Genomic DNA, 19,498 nt, shown 5'->3' with positions numbered 1-19,498 from the left:
GCTTTTTACTATTTTATTGGAAAAGAGGGTGGAGTATGCTATCATAGTTACAAATAAAAAATATGTAGAACCAGACTGTGAAGGAGCTGTTTTTGTGTTACTGAGCACGGAGTGAACAGTAACGTTTTTATTTATATGACTGAAAACAGAAGAAATGGAGGTACAAATGATGTCAGAGGTTTATGATATAGCAATCCTGGGGGCAGGTCCGGCGGGGATCAGTGCGGCAATCTATGCTGCCAGAGCAAAGATGAATACATTATGGCTGGACAAGCAGTTTGCTCAAGGCGGACAGATACTGAATACTTATGAAGTGGATAATTATCCGGGACTTCCGGGAATCAGCGGAATGGATCTGGGTGAGGCAATGGGAGAACATGCTGCGAAGCTTGGAATAGAACCAGTTAGGGAGAATGTTCTGGCTGTAGAGGATGCTGGTGAGGAGAAGATCATCCGCACAAAGAAAAATGAGTACAGAGCCAGAACTGTGATCCTTGCCTGTGGCGCCAGCCATCGCAGACTGGGTATCCCGGGAGAAGAAGGACTGTCAGGAGTGGGTGTTTCTTATTGTGCTACCTGTGACGGTGCTTTTTTTAAGGATAAAACAGCTGTAGTTGTGGGTGGCGGAAATATGGCCGTTGAAGATGCGATCTTTCTTTCAAGGATCTGTAAGAAAGTTTATCTGGTACACAGACGCGACGAACTGCGAGCAGATGAGATCCTGCAGGAGAGCCTGACTGCTGATGGAAATGTAGAAGTTATATGGAACAGTGTGGCAGTAGAAATTCAGGGAGAAGAGTGTGTTACCGGGCTGAGGATCCGAAATGTACAGGATAATACAGAATCTGTGATCAATACAGATGGGGTATTTATTGCTGTGGGGATCATTCCAAATACAGAGAAATTCAGTGGTCTGGTAAAGCTTGATGAATCGGGATATATTATTGCGGGAGAAGAAGGAATTACACAGACTCCGGGTATTTTTGCAGCAGGAGATATCCGTACAAAGATGCTTCGCCAGGTAGTGACTGCTGTGTCTGATGGAGCGAATGCGGTAACTTCGGCACATAATTATCTGATCCGGCAGAGATGATCGAGAGGATAAAATTATCTGTTTTGCTGATTGCTTATAACCGAATAACTGGTCTTGATGGAAAAGTGTGAAAGTGTTCTTCACACTTTTTTCATTTGACAAAGATTAGATCCTGTGATAACATACACAAATGCGTAACGAAATGTAACAAATATGTAATAATTACACATTGGAAAATATTATTTTACAGATAGTGAAAATGATAATGTGTATGTTATAAGGAGTAGATCAGTAAATGAGTAATAAAATAAAAGCAATTTTAATGGCAGCAGCAGTTTCTTTGATGGTTCTGACACAGGGAGTAAGTGCGGCACAGTTTGATGACGGTGAGCAGATATTTACAGACGGAACAGAGAGCAGTGATGCAACAGGAAGCGTAAGCGCCCTGGCAAGTGCCCTTGCGAAGCAGACCGAAGAGGAGACTCAGAAGTTTGTGGAGAAAGAAGAGGAGGCTGCTCAGATTCGTGAAGAGCGCAGAGTAGAGAAAGCAGAGAAAGCATCTGAACAGGCAGAGCAGGACAAAACTGCAGCACTGGAAGCTATCCAGCAGACGGTTGAAGATGCCAGAAAGAAAGCGGAAGAAGAGGCAGAGGCACAGCGTGTGGCTAAGAGACAGGCAGTTGTTGATTTTGCACTGCAGTTCGAGGGAAATCCTTATGTATACGGCGGAACAAGCCTTACAAATGGTGCAGACTGTTCCGGATTTGTAATGTCTGTATTTGCAAACTTTGGTTACAGCCTTCCACGTGTAGCAGCAGATCAGTGTGCTGCTTCTACAAAGAAAGATATCAGTCAGATTGAGCCTGGTGATCTGGTATTCTATGGAAATGGTTATGTGGATCATGTGGCACTTTATATTGGTGATGGTAAGATCATCCATGCAAGTGGTGCTGCTACAGGAATTAAGATTTCCAATTATGATTATGAGCAGCCGGCAGCGATCGGAACGTTTATGGAATAATGCAAAGTGATTTACGCTCTGTTAACTATTATTTGTTAGCAGAGCGTTTTTCGTTAGTCAACTGCCAAACACCTAAAAGCAGTAAAAACCCTAACGCATGGTTTCACGTTTTTATCCGTTTGACTCTGAGTATATAAAATGTATATTACAACAGGAAAAGATACCAAAATATCGGATTCGACAAATTGCACAAAGAATGTCGAAGGGTTGGAAAAGTGGATAAAGTCGTACACACTCTATCCACATAGCGGATGTATGAAAAAGCCTGTAAATTAAAGTTATACACAAAGTTATCCACATTATCCACATTTTATGTGTGTGGAATACTTGATTTACATAAGTGAAAAAGAAACAAATGTTTTGTGTAAAATGATAAATCGACATTTCCGGATAAAAAAATAACAAAATCTATTGACTTTTTTATATTCTAAAAAACATATAATATTATCTGCAAAAGACAAAATATAGCAATATACAGATAAATAATCAGAATATTATAAAAGATATTATGCCGAAATATACAACAACACATAAAAAAAGAATCCAGGCGTGGGTAGACGGAAATTTCCACATAGGAGAGCCGGATGTGGATGAGAGATACACAAAATATAATTGTCTGGGGATAACTTTCCACAAGTGTTATCCACATTCCACATAACGTATATTGTGACTGGAAAAAGTAAAAGCAGCTAAATGGATGATAAAATCTCCATTTAACTGCTTAAAATATTTTGATATTTAGTAACTATTCAGCAGTCGCTTAACTATGAAAGTACGGAACAGTTACGATATTGTTTTTAAGATTATTTCTGCTTCATTCGTTTAATGACTTTCAAACGGGTGAACTCTTCACGTTCTTTCTCTTCCAGAGCATTCTGGATGTCCTTGGTCAGTGCTTCGTACTTTGGAATGGTGATATTCTTCAGTGCGTTAGCACGTTTCTGGGTCTTTTTAATGTTCGCTGCAAGGCGGATAGCTGCGTTTTCCACCATGGACAGGCGGATGGACAGTTCTTTTACCTTTTCAAAGGCGGCTTTGGCTTCGTCCAGGGACATCTTTGTGCTGTAATAAGCGTAGGTTGGTGTATTGCTTGTTTTGTCATATTCTACAAGGGGAATTTCTGTACCCATAACGCTTCGGGTTTTGATGCGGATGGAGTTCTCAATCGGAACTGTACACGCGATCTGTTGGACAAAGGCGATACCGATCTCCATGTTGGCCTTCTGCAATGCTGCATAGGCGGCACGGAAAGTCACATCGATCTGTGTCTGGATATCTTTGGCCTGATCGATCAGATCCATCATCTCTCGGATCAGGATGTTACGCTTCTTGTCCATCAGCTCATAGCCCTGGCGGGAAAGTTTCAGTGAGTTCTTGGCAAGTATCAGGTTTCCTTTGGTGGGGAAGGTATTCGGATCCATTCAATCACCTCGCTTCTTTTAGCGTACTGTTTCGTGATAGTACTTGTCGAGGATCTTCGTATCGATTCGGTCAAGTTCTTCCTTGGGAAGAAGTCCCAGAAGCTCCCAGCCTTTATCAAGAGTTTCGGTGATGCTTCGGTTCTCTGTCTCGGACTGACCGACAAATTCACTCTCAAAAGCTTTACCAAATACCAGATAACGTTTATCCAGCGGGGAAAGCTCATCTTCACCGATAACGGAAGCAAGGGCTCTGGCATCTCCAACTTTTGCATAGCAGGAGAAGAGCTGGTTTGCTACGTCCTGATGATCAGCTCTGGTGTAGCCTTCACCGATACCGTCTTTCATCAGACGGGAAAGGGACGGCAGTACGTTGATCGGCGGGTAGATTGCTTGTCCGTGAAGCTGTCTGTCCAGTACGATCTGACCCTCGGTGATGTAACCGGTAAGGTCAGGGATCGGGTGGGTGATGTCATCGTTTGGCATGGTCAGGATCGGAATCTGAGTTACAGAACCTGGTTTGCCTTTTACGATACCTGCACGTTCGTACAGGGTTGCAAGTTCACTGTACAGATAACCCGGATAACCTTTACGGGACGGGATCTCACCTTTGGAGGAGGAAACCTCTCGCATGGCCTCGCAGAAAGAAGTGATATCTGTCAGGATGACCAGGATGTGCATCCCTTTTTCAAAAGCGAGATACTCTGCGGCAGTGAGGGCGATCTTCGGGGTAAGAAGACGCTCAACAACCGGGTCATTGGCAAGGTTCAGGAACATAACTACGTGGTCTGCAGCTCCGCTTTCCTCGAAAGTACGGCGGAAAAATTCTGCTACATCGTATTTCACGCCCATTGCTGCGAAAACAATGGCAAATTTCTCATCGGAATCCTCTCCCAGAGATGCCTGCTGTACGATCTGTGCAGCCAGTTTATCGTGAGGAAGACCGTTTCCGGAAAAGATCGGAAGTTTCTGTCCACGGATCAGGGTGGTCAGTCCGTCGATTGCGGAAATACCGGTGTTGATATAGTTTCGTGGATATTCACGAGCTACCGGGTTCAGTGGCAGACCGTTGATGTTTAACTTAACTTCCGGGGTGATATCACCCAGACCATCGATCGGCTGGCCGATACCGTTGAAAGTACGTCCAAGGATTTCAGGGGAAAGCCCGATCTCCATTGGATGTCCGGTCAGTCTTGTGTGGGTATTGCTTAAGGACATGCTGTCTGTTCCTTCGAAAACCTGGATAACGGCTTTGTCCTCATAAATCTCAATAATACGGCCGATCTTGCGAGTCCCGTCATCCATGTGGAATTCTACGATTTCCTCATAGGAGGCATTCTTGACGCCTTCCAGGACCACCAGAGGTCCGTTTATTTCGCTTAAGCCTAAATATTCAATTGCCATAAACTTCTCCTCTCTGTTACTATCCATGGCCGAATTTATATGATCAGACAGGTTTGTCGTGCTTGCACGTAAGAACCCGGCTGATCATATAAATTCAGAACGGTCATGGATAGCAATCATTACGGCATCAGCCGTTCTTTTCCATTATATTGTTATAGAAAGTATCAATGTCCTGCATGTACTGGTCGAATTTATCAAGCTGGTTGTTTGCTACATCATATTTAATAGAAATGATTCTTTCAAAGATGTTGTTACCCTCTTTCAGTACGGAAACCGGCATTCCACGGTTGATGAGTGCGCGGCATTTTTCGTAGAGATAGAGGATCGTTTCCATCATTTTGAACTGTTTTTCCATCGGCACGCAGGTATCTTCTGCGTGGAAAGCGTTCTGCTGGAGGAATCCCAGACGGATAACTCTGGCAATTTCCAGGGTCAGTTTCTGATCATCTGGAAGAACGTCGCTTCCGATCAGTTTAACGATCTCCATCAGGGAGCTCTCCTGGTTCAGAATAGCCATGAGCTGATTTCTGTCTGCCACGAATTTCGGGGAAACGTGTTCTCTGTACCAAGGTGTCAGGTCTTCCAGATATTCACTGTAGCTGGTGAGCCAGTGGATGGCAGGGAAGTGACGGGCATAGGCAAGGGATTTGTCCAGTCCCCAGAAGCAGCGGACGAAACGTTTGGTATTCTGAGTAACAGGCTCTGAGAAGTCACCACCCTGAGGGGAAACTGCTCCGATAATGGAGACAGAGCCTTCCGTTCCGTTTAGGTTCTGCATCATTCCTGCACGCTCATAGAATGCGGACAGCTTGGATGCCAGATATGCAGGGAAACCTTCCTCAGCAGGCATTTCTTCCAGACGTCCGGACAGTTCTCGAAGCGCTTCTGCCCAACGGGAAGTGGAGTCTGCCATGATGGCTACATCATAGCCCATGTCACGGTAGTATTCTGCAAGGGTAACACCTGTATAAATAGAAGCTTCACGTGCCGCAACAGGCATGTTGGAAGTATTGGCGATCAGTGTGGTTCTGTCCATCATCAGGTTTCCGGATTTCGGGTCGATCAGCTTGCTGAAGTCTTCCAGAACCTGAGTCATCTCGTTTCCACGTTCTCCGCATCCAATGTAGATGATGATGTCTGCGTCAGACCATTTCGCGATCTGATGCTGTGTCATTGTTTTACCTGTACCGAAACCTCCCGGAACAGCGGCAGTACCGCCCTTTGCGATCGGGAAAAGGGTATCCAGGATACGCTGGCCTGTGACAAGCGGAACACTTGCAGGGAAACGTTTGTGGGTTGGTCTCGGGATACGGATCGGCCATTTCTGCGCAAGTGCCAGATCTTTTGTAGTTCCGTCTGCGAACTGAATGGTTACGATCGGTTCCAGAATGGTGTATGCTCCGTCAGGAGCTGCATGGATAACGGTAGCCTCTGTGAGGTTCGGAGGTACCATGGATTTATGAAGGATAGAGTCTGTTTCCTGAGTTTCTGCGATAATGGAGCTAGGGCCGACTACGTCTCCCTCTTTAACTGTGATATGTGTATTCCATTTCTTTTCTGTGTCAAGTGAATCGACGCTGACACCTCGGGAAATATATTTGCCTGAGGCTTTGGCAATCTCTTCCAGAGGACGCTGGATACCGTCGAAAATGTTGTGGATGATTCCAGGTCCCAGAAGTACGGAGATGGCGTCTCCGGTACCTGTAACTGTATCTCCAGGTTTCAGGCCTGTAGTTTCCTCGAAAACCTGTACAGTGGTCATGCCTTTCTTCAGGCCGATGATCTCACCTACCAGATGTTCCGGGCCTACATAGACCATCTCGGAGATCTTAAATCCGCTGTCGCCCTTCAGATAAATGACGGGGCCGTTGACACCGTAGATAATACCTGTATTACTCATGTTCTGGTCCTCCGTCAAACTTGAATTCTTTGTATGCTGCCTCGAAATTTCCTGCAAAAGAGTGGTCGATGAGGATGTTCTTCTGAGGAATGGTGGCGCGGATGCCGCCGAGGAAAGAGTCTTTGGCAATCTGGATCGTGACACCTGTCGTCTGCTGAAGTTTCTCGGCAAGTGCGCTGTCTTCAGGAGAAAGATAGACAGAAATCTCATCGTCCTCTGCGAAATCCAGAGCTTTTTTGATCTTGCCGGTCAGATAAGTTTCATATTCCGGAGTTTTGGTAAAGGAATCCAGAAGTTCTTTTACTTCAGAGAAAAGTTTCTCTTTTAATTCATTCTGTTTTTTGGTCCAGTCACGTTTGATGGTGAGCTGTTCTGCGGAAAGAGCCTTATTGACTTCGCGTCTGGCATTGGCGGTTTCTGCTTTGATCTGTGCCTGGGCGTTTTCTTCACTGAGAGCCTTGCGTTCTGCTGTCATTTTTTCCAGGGCTTCTTTGTGCTCTTCCAGAATAGCGGCAGCTTTTGTGCGGGCGTCTTCTACAGTGATATCATAAAAATGGCTGAGTTTTTCATCAATTGTCATGTTAACACCTGCCTGTAATATTTGAGTCTGAATTTAACCAAATGGCTGCGAAGCAGTTGTTTGGTCATGCGCAAGTAGCGAAGCGGATGATTTAATCCGCTTGATGGAAGTATGGTTGTTTATTGAGTTACGGGTGGTAACTACAATTTCAGTCCAATAGCTTCATTTACATATGAAGTGATAAAATCCGGTTTGCGGCCAGTACCGTGCCTGTCAGGGATTTCGATGATCAGAGGGGTCTTGTGGTGAAGCTTTACATCATCTATAATTTCGGGAAACTCCCGGCCGAATTTCTCAGTCAGGAGTATAATTCCGATTTCTTTATTTGAGATGGCTTTCTGCAAAGCATCTTTTAATTCGTCATGTGTGTGTACGATCACGCCCTCTACACCTGCCAGTCTCATTCCTGTATAGGTATCGGCATTGTCGCTGATCAAAAACATCTGCATCTTATAACTGTCCCAGGATCATGAAGGAGATGATCAGTCCGTAAAGGGCAACACCTTCTGCAAGACCTACGAAGATAAGGGATTTACCAAGGATACTCTGATCCTCACTGATCGCGCCTAAAGCTGCGCTTGCCGCACTGGCAACGGCAATACCACCACCGATACAGGAAAGACCTGTTACAAGAGCTGCTGCGATGTAACCCATACCTGTTGCAAGACCTGCTTCAGAGCCTGCAGCGGCCTGTACGGAAGAAGCACCTGTGAACATAACTGCGATGGCGATGAGCATTGTGCCAAAGAAGAAGAAGGCGTTTACGCCGATGGCTGTTTTGTAACGTCCACGGTTTTTCTCACCGATGAGATAGTAGCCAAATGGAAGAATGATGCTGAGTACCAGTGCGATTGCTAAAATGATCTGTGCGATTGTTGTCATAATTAAATCTCCTCTTTTCTAAGTTGTTGATATTTATTTTACAGAGCGGAACGGCTCAAATTTACGTCCTGTGCCTTTGTAGAAGCGGCTGAACATTTCGTAATATTCCAGACGAAGTACCTGGATACCAACGATCAGGCCTTCCATACCGCATACAAAAAGGTTTCCGAGGACTACCACTACCCAGTTCAGGTTTCCGCTTTCTGCGCCTGCAAGCATGAGAACAACTTCCATCATAGCTGCATGGCTGACTGCGAAAGCTCCGATACGGACGAAGGAAAGGGTATTGGAGAAGTAGCTTAACAGGACTTCAAACATTTCAAAAAGTCCCTGTACAATGAACATTCCTTTCTCTTTCGGCATAACTTCTGATTTCTTCTCAATGAGTGCGGTAAGCGGCTCTTTCAGGAAGATCAGGATCAGCGGTACGCCGAACATGATAAACAGTACGATCCCTCCCGGAAGTGTATGTCCTGTCAGGATCAGTGCGATGGAAATCACTGCGGATCCGTAGAAAACAAGACCTGCAACGGAGTTTGTATCGAACCAGATATGTTCAATATCTCCTGCTTTCCAGGCGTTCAGGATATTAAATATCATACATAAAAGGATCAGGCACATACCAAAACCAATAGCAACGATAAATACAGTATTCAGTTTTCCGATAAACGGAACTGACATCATATTGTTCATCGGACGAAGCCACAGGGCTGGTATGACATCTTCAAATCCAAAGATACTTCCGAACATAAATCCGAAGATCGTGGAGAACACGCCTGCGCAGCTGATAATACCTGCCAGTGTGATATGTTTGAATTTATAAAGCAGGAAACCGCCGATAAAGAGCAGTAATCCCTGTCCCACATCACCGAACATTGCACCGAAAATAAACGAATAAGTCAGTGCAACAAACCATGTCGGATCCATCTCATTGTAGGCCGGAAGACCGTACATTTTAATATACATTTCAAATGGTTTAAATAGCTTAGGGTTCTTTAATTTTGTCGGTGGCTGTTGGTGTACACCAGGTTTCAGATGTTCATCTTCTTCACCGTCAATAATGCAGAAGATATGGCTGTCATCTTTGATATCTTCCTGGAAAGAATGTGCATCTCTCTCTGTCATCCATCCACACAAAATGTAGAAAACATCCTTGTCTCCGTGTGTACATGCCGCAAGTCTGCGCACATCAAAGTTACCGGAAAGCTGTGCGATAGCATTGCGGGAGGCAACGATATCTTTCTGATTTCTGAGAAGAAAATCTGCTTTTTTCTGGTCAGCAGATGCCAGGTCAGCAGCGACTCTGTTGCGCGTCTTGGTCAGCTGTTCGAAGGCTTCTTTGGCTGTTCCTTCATAAGTATCCGGCATATAAATACGCTCGAAATGCATGGAAGAATAGACGGCTTTTACTTTCTGGGCTTCGTGTTCCGGGACGAAATACAGGCCCCAGACGTACTGGTCATCTTCATCACATTTAATGAAGATCGTGTCCAGATTTTCGTAAATATACTTCTCAAATTTCTGGTAATATTCCTTTTCAATCCTTCCGAAACGGAAATGGATGAACTGGAATTTCAGGATTGAGGAAATATTGTAATTAATGTTTCTAAACGGGCGGATCACTCGCAGAGATTCATCCAGAGCTGCAAGCCGGCTCTCCAGATCAGCACGTGTATTGCTTAGTTCCTGATAATCGGACTGGATACGCCGGATAGTAGTTAATGCCTTTTCTGTATCCATTGGTTTTACAGAAATCTTCTCCGGATCAGCCAGTTCGTCATAAAAGCTGTTGGCAGTAGTGAGTGCTTCTTTGTATGGGTTGATTTCCATAAACGGAGAAAGACTCTCTACTGCAGTCAGCTCGGAAAGGGCATTTTCCAGATGAATTTCGTATTTGGAAAGATAGGTGTTTACCACTCGGTCAATATCAGTTTTGGGACCGGTAATGCTCAGGAACTTCATTTTCTCAATCATAAATTCACCTCCTGGTTGTTAGTTGTTGCATATATAACGCATGGCTTTGTCATGCTGTACACCGTAACGTACGCACTCAATAGCTATGGTCAGACGGTTTACTTCGTGTTCCTTATTATATAGGTAAGAATAGATCACTGCTACAGAATATGGATTTCTGTGTGATTCTTTCTCAAGGATCGTGCGGTGAATGTGGTTGTAAAATTCCTCCAGGTTTGCTACGGTAAGCTGCTCGTATTTGTTGCCATACCATGTCTTATGGAAAATTCTTCTGGTATCTTCATATGATGGTGCCTCAACCAGAGCTGTGATCTCTTCTTTCTTTAATTTGTAATTCATAGGGATCAGCAGGGCATAAATACTTGCCGGATCCATATTGTAATATCGTTTGGAACGCTGGATAAACTGCAGGTTCAGCATATCAAATTTCTCGCCGTAGGTGCGGGTGATCTCTTCTAGATCTTTACCCTTAAACAGCTTTTTTCGGATGTTCCAGATCTGGGTAAAATAATATAGATCCAGTGCCATACCATAGTCAAAAAGAAGTGCTGTTTCATGTTCCTGGATCTTTGAAAGCGGGATATAAAACTCGTTTCCTTTGAGGCAGGAGATCAGTTCCTCCATAGTGGAACAGGTAGTGATCCGGTCTACATCAATATTGGAATGCAGACGGAAGAATTCACGGTACGGAGAGACATCTACAGGGTCCGTGTCACGGTGATCGAAAATATTTGTCATGACTTCTTTCAGTACACGGATCTCATATCGCTTGGAATACAGATCCAGGAATTTACGCTGCTCCGGATTGGCGAAATGATAAATTCTGGAGAAATTCTGGAATATGGATTTCTTCAGAAGCTTCTCAATCTGACCTCGGTGCAGAGTATTTTCATCCAGTGCATCCCATTTGGAAGAGTATTCCGGCATTCGCTTCAGATAGGCGGCTACCTGTGTAACATCGGACAGCTGGAGGATTTCCTCGAACTGATCCATGGTAGTAAGCCTGCTCTGCATTGCGCGGATTTTCGTGGAAAGTCCGCTGTAGGAGAGTACGCCTCCCATTGTTGCTCACTTCCTTTCCTGATGTTGTTTCCTTGTTTGAGTAATACCTGAAGATTGTACAGTAAAAACAATCTTTGGCTTTTTGACTTCTATATTACATAGATAATATTTTCTCAAACAATTCCCGGGAAAGTTGTGAGTGCTGTTGCTCATAATGAGCGTCCAGTGAAGAAAAAGTAGCGTCTGTATCTGCACGTAACTGTGCCAGGCGGGAGTCCTTTTCTTCTTCAAGTTGCTGACGGATCTTGCGGATCTGCGCTGAAGTTTGGGATTCCAGCTGATCGTCATAATCTTTACATTTCTTTTCCGCTTCTTCAGAAAGCTCTTGCTTTTGTCGGTCGCAGTCTTCCATGATGCGTTGGGCTGTAAGCTCGATTTCAGATAATTTGTTAAGTATCTGCTCCATCTTCAACCTCCTTAGTTGTCAAAATTTTACAAAAAATGCAGAATTACTATGTGCAAAATAGTAATATCTGTTAGATATAATACACCCTTTTGTTAAAAAAAACCATCTAAATTTTTTTCTGAGGACAAAAAATTGTTATTTTTTAAACAAATTCGGAGAGAGCAGAAAATGGATGATATCAGACGGGAGTGTGTGGTATAATGAATCAATTAGGTTAAGTGGTAAACGCAGATAATTGTATCCGTCTGACTCAAACTGCGAAGCAGTTATTCTGTATAGAGCAGAGCGGCGAATATTTTTGTTTACCTGACTTATGAGTAGAGAAACGGATTGTGAAAATTTACTTTATTTAAAGGAAAAGAAACTTACGGACTATTATAAATAGGATATTTTTGAAAAACAGGAGGGTTAAGATGTCGGATTTTGTATGTCATGGAGATATTATGTATTCAGAAACTGTGGAGAAGCTGAAAGTATGTGAGGACAGTTATCTGGTAGTGCAGGATGGTTTCGTGGAAGGGATTTATGAAACTCTTCCTGAGAAATTTCAGGGAATGGAACTGAAGGATTATGGAAGAGGATTGATCATACCGGCGTTTTCTGATCTGCATATACATGCGTCTCAGTTTGTTCAGCGTGGTGTGGGAATGGACAAGCTGCTTTTTGACTGGCTCAATGACTATACATTCCCACAGGAGGCGCGTTTCGCATCCATGGACTATGCGAAGAATGTGTATGATCAGGTGGTGACAGAATTGCTCAGACAGGGAACATTTCATGCAAGTCTTTTTACAACGATTCATTATGATGCATCGGATTATCTGTTCCATGCACTGGCAGACAAGGGAATGTATGCTTATGTGGGAAAAGTAAATATGGACATGAATTCTCCTGAGTATCTGTGCGAGACTACAGAAGAATCTCTGAAACAGACAGAGAGATTTCTGGCAGAACACCAGGGAAAAGGAACTGTGCAGCCGATTTTGACACCACGTTTTGCACCGACCTGTTCTGAACCGCTGATGAAGGGGCTGGGAGAACTGGCCGCAAAATATCATTGCGGACTTCAGACACATCTGGTAGAATCTCTGGCAGAGGTAAAATGGACGCTGGAGCTTTTCCCAGGCTATGGTTCAGATGCGGAGATTTATGAGCGAAACGGACTGCTGGAGCATGGACCGTCTATTTTTGCACATTATATATTTCCGTCTCAGGCGGATCGGGATATTGTCCGAAAAGCAGGCAGCGTGACTGTACATTGTCCAGATGCGACGACCAATATTACAGCAGGGATCATGCCGGCGAAGGCGTTGAGTGAGAAAGAGATTCCGATTGCTATGGGCTGTGATATCGGTGGCGGTCAGCATGCGGCAGTTTATCGACAGGTTGCGAGAGCAGTGCAGCTTTCTAAGCTGAAAGAGTTTTATGAGCCGGAAGGAAATGGCAGAGTAACGTTTGCTCAGGCATTTCATATGGCGACCAAGGCTGGCGGTAGTGTGTTTGACCGTGTAGGTTCTCTGGAGAAAGGCTACAGATTTAATGCGCTGGTGCTGGATGGACTGGAAGATGCAGGGTTTACGCTGAGTCCTGAAGAGAGAGCAGAGAGATTCTGCTATGGCGGGGATGACAGGAATATTATAGGAAGATTTATTGACGGTAAGGAAATTGTGCTTCCGGAATAATATTTTTATTGAGCTTTGATCATCAGAGGGCGATATTATATACTTTTGGTTAACTATAAAATGAAACCGAGATATGGAAATTGCTTCGCTGCAAAATAAGTTGGGGACAGTAAGCTGGAGCAAAATATTGTTAGATTGATGATACAATTATAGAAATAGAAGAGGAGAGATTTATGAGATTAAGAAATATCCCAGGGGCGCAGGATGCAATTCTGGAAAGCTCTTATGTGGTACAGGAACCGCAGACAAAGAAAGGACACTGGGCGGAGGTTTTTGAGAAAAAGCAGCCGCTTCATATAGAAGTAGGAATGGGGAAAGGACGCTTCCTGATGGATCTGGCGCGTTTTCATCCGGAGATTAATTATGTAGGAATTGAGATGTACGACAGTGTTCTTCTGCGTGCGCTGCAGAAGAGAGAGGAATTGGAGGAGAATGGAGAGGTTTATTCTAATTTATTCTTCATGAGAGTGGATGCCAGACTTCTGCCGGAGATTTTTGAGAAAGGTGAAGTGGATAAGATTTATCTGAACTTCTCCGACCCATGGCCAAAAGCCCGCCATGCAAAACGCCGCCTGACATCCAGAGAATTTCTGGCAAGATATGATCAGATTTTGGTACCGGATGGAAAAGTGGAATTTAAGACAGACAATAAGGGGCTGTTTGAGTTTTCATTAGAGGAAGTGCAGGAAGCAGGATGGAATCTGGAAGCATCTACTTTTGATCTGCATCATAATGAAGAGATGGTACAGGGGAACGTGATGACTGAGTATGAGGAGAAATTTTCTTCCATGGGGAATCCAATCTGTAAGATGGTTATTTCCAGAGGGTGAGAGTTAGAGCGTGTTTGAAAAATCATTTCCGCAATCTGCACGCCCTACTTTGCGGTATATTTTGCCCAAATTCGGTTGTCGTAGCTTAGAACGTAATTTGAGGCAGATTCAGAAGATTAGTTAAGCTGGAAGATACCTGTTTTGTCTGTTGTGTCGGCAAGTTGCAGAAGTTATTCAAACAGTATTTTCCTGATCCAGACAAAGGAAATGTAGTTGATGATAACAGAAAGTAAATTTTTTGATTGATATTGCATAATATAGGGTAAGAAAATCCCCGGGGCGCTTCGCGCCCCGCAGGAGCCTGCCCGTGAAACGAAACAATTCTTTCCATAATAAAATGATACAATTCAGCTACGAACACCGAAGCTTCGACAATGCTTTCAGCCAGGTAAAAAAATCAGCGGAAGAAGTCAATAAAATGTTGAATAAACTGTCTAAAAAGGATGAAAAAAAGGAAAAATAAAAGAAATAGAATTTTTTCTAAATTTTTTTCAAAAAAACTATTGACTTTTTATCTCGCATTATATATAATGTCACTTGCGTTGAGGAGTTAACCAAACATCAACACAGAGAACAAAAGAACATGCGCCTTTAGCTCAGTTGGTAGAGCACCTGACTCTTAATCAGGGTGTCCAGGGTTCGAACCCCTGAAGGCGCACTAAGAACACTGTTTTTGCGGACAATGCGATTGCCGCGGGGACGGTGTTTTTTTGTTTTATGGGAAAACGGGAAATAAAGGTGTCTGGGAAATTGAAGAAAGTCAGTGTTTACGCCCTTATAGAGATTTCTCCATAAGGGCGTAAAAGTATCAATAGTGTTTTCTAAAGAATATCGGATCTAATTTGTAGATGTCTTCCTGCAGGAGCACTGACTGCTGAGCAAGATGCAAGTATTCTTTTGTTATTTTATAATCAGTATGTCCAAGGAGCAAACGCAGCATTTCAATATCCGCCACCCTTAATGTAAGAAGTTGCGAAAGTATGACGGCAGAGATGCGGATGGAGCCGATCTATTCCGGATTTCTTCCTGATCCTGGCAAAGAGCTGCTTGATCACATTATAATTAATTTGCTGTTGTTGTTTCATCTGCCGGAACACATAAGACTTTGCTGGAAGCTCTGTATAGTTCCGATGAATCACACAATACTTTAACAGATTTGACTTTATTCTGGGACAAAGAATTACAAGTCTAAGTTCCTGTATCTTCATAAAATAAATCCTCCCAAATAACTCCTCCCAAATAACTCACACCACACGGGTTACATCAATGTCTGATTTCTTCACTACAAAGTTATCTTTATAACCAGCCATCACACTTACATTTTTCATCAGTGAAGCGTACTGTCTTGCATCTGTTTCTGATATAAAGGCTGCTTTTAACTGACGGGCTAAGTCCTGCGGCAGATATTTTCTTTCCTGATATACTAACCAACCCAACAACATTGAAGTTCCTCCTTGATATTTATAGTCTTGCACTGTTTGGACATTTAACGATTCTGGTCGGCGTATGGTAGGGGAGTACGCCAGTAGTTATTAGTTACTCCCGATGTTCCTAGGGATGCTGTCAACAGTTACTTACATTACTGGCAATTTAGAACAAAACAGGTTGTAGAAAACAGCTTGTAATGGTAAAATTTAATATTAAATAAGTTGTAAAGGTATCACTTTTTACAGTTTTAATTATAGTTCAAAAATGCGTACCTATCAATAAAATAAATTCAAAAATGCGAGCTTTTTAAGGAGGAAAGAATGACCATTAATGAAAGAATGTTTAAAATTATGGAAGAAAAACACGTTAAACCTATCAATTTAGCTAATACGTTGGGAATAAGTAAATCAGTTGTAAGTACATGGAAAAGTAGGGGAACAAATCCGCCAATAGAATATGTTGAACGCATTTGCGAACTTTTAGACGTGAACATAGAGTACTTCATAACAGGAAAGGAAGAAAATAACATCTATACAGAAGCAGAAAAAAAGATGATTAAAAATTATCGAAAATTATCAGAAAAAAAGAAAGGAATGGTAGAAGGATATATACAAGGATTAAAGGATCAAAATGATGAAGAAAGGTAAGCGATGAATAACCACCCCGGCTATTCATCCTCCTGATTTTGTGCGATACTTTGATCAGGAACTGTTTAGGCACTCCTGATAAAGTTGGAGCAGTTTACTTCTGTTTTACAGGTCACAAGTCCTGATTCAGATCCAATAAGTACAGGAGGAGTGACCTATTCATGTCAAATGTAAAACAGAAACGACATCCCAGACGGCCGGACCAGGAATGGCTGGATCTGATCCAGGAATGCCGTTCCAGTGGGATGACGGACAAAGCCTGGTGTGAAATGAACCATATCCAGCCCAGCAAGTTTTATTATCACATCAGAAGACTGCGTAAAAAAGCATGTGATATTCCTGCGAATTCCAAATCAGCCTCTTTGGAGCATCACGAGATTGTAAAACTGCAATTCGATGATCCGGCTGTCCCTGTCCATGATCGATCCGTACAAAATCCTTCGAACCCGTCTCCGGACAGCAGCCCTGCAATACGGCTGAACTTTCGGGGATGCTGTATCGAAATACTCAATTCTGCAGCGAACGAGACCATCGTGAATACCCTGGCAGCGCTGCAGTCACTGTGTTAGGTGACCTGTCCGGTGTAAAAAATTTTTACGTGGTGACCGGACATACTGATATGCGCAAGAGTTTTGATTCGTTGATGGCGCTTATACGTGACACCTACCAGCTGGATCCCTATTCCAAATCCGCTTTCCTGTTCTGCGGCCGCGACAGGAGAAAACTGAAATGCCTGTATCATGACCGGGATGGCTGGGTGCTGCTTCATAAGCGGCTGGATGGGACAGGCAGGTTCCAATGGCCACGGTCGCCTTCCGAAGCAAAACTTCTGACAAGACAGCAGTTAAGATGGCTCCTGGAAGGCCTTTCCATCGACCAGCCCAAAGCGATCGGAGTCACTGACAACAGAAAAAAGGATTTTTGATTTTGTGTAAAACAGAGAAATTTAAAAATCTTTTTTCTGCCAGTTTTTTCTTCTGCTGAAAGTTATCAACATCTGTTTCTACAGGGAAAAGAGTTATGAAGATAAGTCTTTTCCCCGTATGCACAGTTGTGGATAATCGGTCTGAAACCGGAAAAAAACAGTGTTTTCCTGACCCGTTTCAGGTATTGATGTATCAGAAAACAGTTCGTCATTTTTACCATAGCCTGTATATCGCCGGTTTGCTCTTTTCCATGTCTGAACCTATAATGGAGATATCAAAGGAGGAGCAGTACCATGCCGATAAACACTGATGATTACATCCAGATGCTGAAACAGAATAATGAACAGCAGGCGGAACAGCTTAAGTTACAGGCGGAAATGATCGAGGATTTTAAGGATACGATCAAAAACCTGAACGCCACGATTGCAAACCTGCAGGAAACCATTGAAAGTCTCAGACAGCAGATCTACGGTACATCAAGCGAGACAACCGTCTCCGGGAGAGACTCCTCTAAAAGTGCTATGCAGGATGGCACCGATGCAGAAACAGTTGTCCTCGAAACCGGAAAAGAAACGACAGTCAAAGAACATATCCGCAGGCCCCGCAAGAAAAGCCTGAGGAAAGATCTGTATGATTCGCTTCCCATACGTGAAGTTCGCTGTGATGCACCGGAACAGGACCGTTCCTGTCCGGACTGCGGCGCATCGATGGAGCATCTGGGATATAAATTTGTCCGGGAAGAACTGCGTATCATACCTGCCCGGATCGAACGTGTCCGGATCATGCAGGAGACCATGGTCTGTCCTGCGTGCCGGGAAGAGCTGGATACCACGATCACCTCTTCAAAAGTGCCTGCCGCCCTTCTGCGTCACAGCCCGGCCTCAGCATCCATGGTTGCCTGTATCATGTATCAGAAATCCGGTCTGGAGCTTCCGTTCTACCGTCAGGAACAGGACTGGCTTCAAAAAGGCGCCCCTGTACCGCGTGAAACCCAGGCCAACTGGTATAATACCTGCGCCCTGAAATACCTCTATCCGGTCTACGAACGCCTGCACCAGCTGCTTCTGGAACGGGAAGTGATTCATGTGGATGAAGTTCCATGCCAGGTACTGAAGGAACCGGGAAAACGGGCACAAAGCCGTTCGTACATGTGGATCTATCTGAGCGGAACAGATGGTCTCCCTCCGATCGTTCTGTATGATTACAGACCGGGGAGAGGTGCCGAGCATCCGACTGGATTCCTGTCCGGATTCAAAGGGATGGTCCATTGTGACGGTTATTCCGCATATGGAAAGCTTTCCGATGTGATCCTCGTATGCTGTCTTGCCCATGTGCGGAGAAAGTTCTTTGATGCAATCCCGGCATCAAGACGAAAAGCATTCCGGCTGCTGGATATCAACTCAGAAGAGGAGATCAGCCAGTCGGATATCACGCTGGACGATTCCCTGATCCCTGCGGAAAAAGGCGTGGTTTACTGCAACAGGATCTTTTATAAAGAAAGGCTTTATAAAAACATGGATCCTGAAAGCAGAAAACAGGAACGGCTCAAAACCGAGAGTATCCTCTGGGAAGAGTTCTGGACGTGGCTCGGAACACTGAATCCGGCAGGCGGAAGCAAGCTGGAGAAAGCGGTGAACTATGCCCAAAATCACAAGGAAACCCTGATGAATTATCTGCTTGATGGAAGATGCGAGGTATCGAACAACGCGGCTGAAAGAAAAGCAAAAGCCTATGTCATGGGGAGAAAGAACTTTCTGTTTCATGGAACCGTTGACGGTGCTAACGCAAGTGCCATCGTTTTGAGTCTTATCGAAACAGCAAAGGCAAACCATTTAAACATCTATCAGTATCTCTACACACTGCTGCTTTATATGCCGGACTATAAAGAGGAGCCCGCAGGCATTGAACAGCTGCTGCCGTGGAGTGAATTCGTGAAGGAGCACTGCACAGGTCCTGCCGATGTTGAAAGCAATACGATAGAACACAGGATCGAACTTCCTGTATAATCATGATTTGTAGGCGATGAAAACGGGTATGTTATTCATCGCTTACGCTAGACCAACTTTTCCTCTGCACCATGACAAGCTTTCAATATCATGAAACTTCTCTTTTATTGAGCCTAATAGGCTTTCTCCTAACGTCAAATACTTTTTTATTCCTGTAGCTTTCCATATCTTATAGAGCATTAAAGTTATATAATGTACCCATAACAGTGGACACGCGAATTAGTGTAGTACCCGTTTTACGGACACCCACACAAGACATGCCCCTGTTCTTAGACACTGTTCCCATGTGAACCCTTTTT

Annotated in this window: 20 protein-coding genes and 1 tRNA gene; 10 read left to right on the top strand and 11 right to left on the bottom strand. The window is 43.9% G+C overall.

Going from position 1 to position 19,498, the window contains the following annotated elements; genetic code table 11:
* The first annotated feature begins 169 nt into the window (after positions 1–169).
* Both trxB and ACTNES_RS08195 read left to right on the top strand, forming a co-directional pair.
* Positions 170–1,093 carry a thioredoxin-disulfide reductase gene (gene trxB, locus ACTNES_RS08200; protein WP_441039097.1) on the top strand — a complete coding sequence of 308 codons (924 nt, stop codon included), beginning with the start codon at positions 170–172 and terminating at the stop codon, positions 1,091–1,093.
* Between the two features lie 235 nt (positions 1,094–1,328).
* On the top strand, positions 1,329–2,054 hold the full coding sequence (locus ACTNES_RS08195; protein ID WP_291807966.1) for a C40 family peptidase: 726 nt from the start codon (positions 1,329–1,331) through the stop codon (positions 2,052–2,054).
* 803 nt (positions 2,055–2,857) lie between these two features.
* Here the strand turns inward: ACTNES_RS08195 and ACTNES_RS08190 are convergent.
* The 9 genes from ACTNES_RS08190 to ACTNES_RS08150 form a co-directional block, all read right to left on the bottom strand.
* Positions 2,858–3,475, bottom strand: coding sequence for a V-type ATP synthase subunit D (locus ACTNES_RS08190; protein WP_117675657.1), 618 nt, complete (start codon positions 3,473–3,475; stop codon positions 2,858–2,860).
* Between the two features lie 18 nt (positions 3,476–3,493).
* The gene (locus tag ACTNES_RS08185) at positions 3,494–4,876 is read right to left on the bottom strand and encodes a V-type ATP synthase subunit B (protein WP_291807963.1); all 1,383 of its coding nucleotides are present in this window, start codon (positions 4,874–4,876) and stop codon (positions 3,494–3,496) included.
* A 127-nt stretch (positions 4,877–5,003) separates the two neighbouring features.
* The gene (locus ACTNES_RS08180) at positions 5,004–6,776 is read right to left on the bottom strand and encodes a V-type ATP synthase subunit A (protein ID WP_441039089.1); all 1,773 of its coding nucleotides are present in this window, start codon (positions 6,774–6,776) and stop codon (positions 5,004–5,006) included.
* Positions 6,769–7,356 carry a V-type ATP synthase subunit E gene (locus tag ACTNES_RS08175; protein ID WP_291807959.1) on the bottom strand — a complete coding sequence of 196 codons (588 nt, stop codon included), beginning with the start codon at positions 7,354–7,356 and terminating at the stop codon, positions 6,769–6,771. The genes ACTNES_RS08180 and ACTNES_RS08175 overlap by 8 nt, the downstream gene beginning before the upstream one ends.
* A gap of 140 nt (positions 7,357–7,496) precedes the next feature.
* Entirely contained in the window at positions 7,497–7,805 is a 309-nt protein-coding gene (locus tag ACTNES_RS08170) for a V-type ATP synthase subunit F (protein WP_291807957.1), read from the bottom strand.
* A 1-nt stretch (position 7,806) separates the two neighbouring features.
* Positions 7,807–8,238, bottom strand: a complete 432-nt coding sequence (locus ACTNES_RS08165; RefSeq protein WP_019163225.1) for an ATP synthase subunit C — start codon at positions 8,236–8,238, stop codon at positions 7,807–7,809.
* Between the two features lie 33 nt (positions 8,239–8,271).
* A complete protein-coding gene (locus ACTNES_RS08160) occupies positions 8,272–10,212 on the bottom strand; it encodes a V-type ATP synthase subunit I (RefSeq protein WP_291814525.1) in 1,941 nt (646 codons plus the stop codon).
* Between the two features lie 18 nt (positions 10,213–10,230).
* Complete coding sequence (locus ACTNES_RS08155) at positions 10,231–11,274, bottom strand: V0D/AC39 family V-type ATPase subunit (protein ID WP_291814527.1); 1,044 nt, start codon at positions 11,272–11,274, stop codon at positions 10,231–10,233.
* A 94-nt stretch (positions 11,275–11,368) separates the two neighbouring features.
* Positions 11,369–11,680, bottom strand: coding sequence for a hypothetical protein (locus ACTNES_RS08150; protein WP_291807950.1), 312 nt, complete (start codon positions 11,678–11,680; stop codon positions 11,369–11,371).
* A gap of 413 nt (positions 11,681–12,093) precedes the next feature.
* Between ACTNES_RS08150 and ACTNES_RS08145 the strand changes: the two genes are divergently transcribed.
* The 4 genes from ACTNES_RS08145 to ACTNES_RS08130 all read left to right on the top strand — a co-directional run bounded on the left by ACTNES_RS08145 (position 12,094) and on the right by ACTNES_RS08130 (position 14,850).
* Positions 12,094–13,362, top strand: a complete 1,269-nt coding sequence (locus ACTNES_RS08145; RefSeq protein WP_441039088.1) for an amidohydrolase family protein — start codon at positions 12,094–12,096, stop codon at positions 13,360–13,362.
* Positions 13,363–13,535: 173 nt separating this feature from the next.
* Positions 13,536–14,192, top strand: coding sequence for a tRNA (guanosine(46)-N7)-methyltransferase TrmB (gene trmB / locus ACTNES_RS08140; RefSeq protein WP_291807946.1), 657 nt, complete (start codon positions 13,536–13,538; stop codon positions 14,190–14,192).
* Positions 14,189–14,281: a DUF6783 domain-containing protein gene (locus ACTNES_RS08135; RefSeq protein ID WP_441039087.1), complete on the top strand. Its 93-nt coding sequence runs from the start codon at positions 14,189–14,191 to the stop codon at positions 14,279–14,281. The genes trmB and ACTNES_RS08135 overlap by 4 nt, the downstream gene beginning before the upstream one ends.
* A 496-nt stretch (positions 14,282–14,777) precedes the next feature.
* Positions 14,778–14,850 (top strand) — tRNA-Lys (locus ACTNES_RS08130).
* 283 nt (positions 14,851–15,133) lie between these two features.
* Here the strand turns inward: ACTNES_RS08130 and ACTNES_RS08125 are convergent.
* Together ACTNES_RS08125 and ACTNES_RS08120 are read right to left on the bottom strand one after the other, a co-directional pair.
* Positions 15,134–15,400 carry a tyrosine-type recombinase/integrase gene (locus ACTNES_RS08125; RefSeq protein WP_441039086.1) on the bottom strand — a complete coding sequence of 89 codons (267 nt, stop codon included), beginning with the start codon at positions 15,398–15,400 and terminating at the stop codon, positions 15,134–15,136.
* A gap of 36 nt (positions 15,401–15,436) precedes the next feature.
* A complete protein-coding gene (locus ACTNES_RS08120; protein WP_320813793.1) occupies positions 15,437–15,628 on the bottom strand; it encodes a hypothetical protein in 192 nt (63 codons plus the stop codon).
* Between the two features lie 312 nt (positions 15,629–15,940).
* Between ACTNES_RS08120 and ACTNES_RS08115 the strand changes: the two genes are divergently transcribed.
* From ACTNES_RS08115 to tnpC, 4 genes are all read left to right on the top strand, one after another.
* On the top strand, positions 15,941–16,267 hold the full coding sequence (locus ACTNES_RS08115; protein WP_291814534.1) for a helix-turn-helix domain-containing protein: 327 nt from the start codon (positions 15,941–15,943) through the stop codon (positions 16,265–16,267).
* A gap of 161 nt (positions 16,268–16,428) precedes the next feature.
* Positions 16,429–16,836 (top strand): IS66 family insertion sequence element accessory protein TnpA, encoded by a 408-nt coding sequence (gene tnpA, locus ACTNES_RS08110; protein WP_277664101.1) that lies wholly within the window; start codon positions 16,429–16,431, stop codon positions 16,834–16,836.
* Positions 16,758–17,192, top strand: coding sequence for an IS66 family insertion sequence element accessory protein TnpB (gene tnpB, locus ACTNES_RS08105; RefSeq protein ID WP_277664100.1), 435 nt, complete (start codon positions 16,758–16,760; stop codon positions 17,190–17,192). The genes tnpA and tnpB overlap by 79 nt, the downstream gene beginning before the upstream one ends.
* Before the next feature lie 294 nt (positions 17,193–17,486).
* A complete protein-coding gene (gene tnpC / locus ACTNES_RS08100) occupies positions 17,487–19,199 on the top strand; it encodes an IS66 family transposase (protein ID WP_277664099.1) in 1,713 nt (570 codons plus the stop codon).
* Positions 19,200–19,498: the final 299 nt, after the last annotated feature.

It is taken from the genome of Blautia sp. HCP3S3_D9 (assembly GCF_052063845.1).
Lineage (GTDB): Bacteria > Bacillota > Clostridia > Lachnospirales > Lachnospiraceae > Blautia_A.
Note: the sequence above shows the minus strand (reverse complement) of the source record. Positions and strands in the feature narration are given on the sequence as shown.

Excerpts from the sequence above, each read along its gene's own strand:
- trxB (WP_441039097.1), top strand. The coding sequence starts at position 170 with ATGTCAGAGGTTTATGATATAGCAATCCTGGGGGCAGGTCCGGCGGGG.
- ACTNES_RS08195 (WP_291807966.1), top strand. The coding sequence starts at position 1,329 with ATGAGTAATAAAATAAAAGCAATTTTAATGGCAGCAGCAGTTTCTTTG.
- ACTNES_RS08190 (WP_117675657.1), bottom strand. The coding sequence starts at position 3,475 with ATGGATCCGAATACCTTCCCCACCAAAGGAAACCTGATACTTGCCAAG.
- ACTNES_RS08185 (WP_291807963.1), bottom strand. The coding sequence starts at position 4,876 with ATGGCAATTGAATATTTAGGCTTAAGCGAAATAAACGGACCTCTGGTG.
- ACTNES_RS08180 (WP_441039089.1), bottom strand. The coding sequence starts at position 6,776 with ATGAGTAATACAGGTATTATCTACGGTGTCAACGGCCCCGTCATTTAT.
- ACTNES_RS08175 (WP_291807959.1), bottom strand. The coding sequence starts at position 7,356 with ATGACAATTGATGAAAAACTCAGCCATTTTTATGATATCACTGTAGAA.
- ACTNES_RS08170 (WP_291807957.1), bottom strand. The coding sequence starts at position 7,805 with ATGCAGATGTTTTTGATCAGCGACAATGCCGATACCTATACAGGAATG.
- ACTNES_RS08165 (WP_019163225.1), bottom strand. The coding sequence starts at position 8,238 with ATGACAACAATCGCACAGATCATTTTAGCAATCGCACTGGTACTCAGC.
- ACTNES_RS08160 (WP_291814525.1), bottom strand. The coding sequence starts at position 10,212 with ATGATTGAGAAAATGAAGTTCCTGAGCATTACCGGTCCCAAAACTGAT.
- ACTNES_RS08155 (WP_291814527.1), bottom strand. The coding sequence starts at position 11,274 with ATGGGAGGCGTACTCTCCTACAGCGGACTTTCCACGAAAATCCGCGCA.
- ACTNES_RS08150 (WP_291807950.1), bottom strand. The coding sequence starts at position 11,680 with ATGGAGCAGATACTTAACAAATTATCTGAAATCGAGCTTACAGCCCAA.
- ACTNES_RS08145 (WP_441039088.1), top strand. The coding sequence starts at position 12,094 with ATGTCGGATTTTGTATGTCATGGAGATATTATGTATTCAGAAACTGTG.
- trmB (WP_291807946.1), top strand. The coding sequence starts at position 13,536 with ATGAGATTAAGAAATATCCCAGGGGCGCAGGATGCAATTCTGGAAAGC.
- ACTNES_RS08125 (WP_441039086.1), bottom strand. The coding sequence starts at position 15,400 with ATGAAGATACAGGAACTTAGACTTGTAATTCTTTGTCCCAGAATAAAG.
- ACTNES_RS08115 (WP_291814534.1), top strand. The coding sequence starts at position 15,941 with ATGACCATTAATGAAAGAATGTTTAAAATTATGGAAGAAAAACACGTT.
- tnpA (WP_277664101.1), top strand. The coding sequence starts at position 16,429 with ATGTCAAATGTAAAACAGAAACGACATCCCAGACGGCCGGACCAGGAA.
- tnpB (WP_277664100.1), top strand. The coding sequence starts at position 16,758 with ATGCTGTATCGAAATACTCAATTCTGCAGCGAACGAGACCATCGTGAA.
- tnpC (WP_277664099.1), top strand. The coding sequence starts at position 17,487 with ATGCCGATAAACACTGATGATTACATCCAGATGCTGAAACAGAATAAT.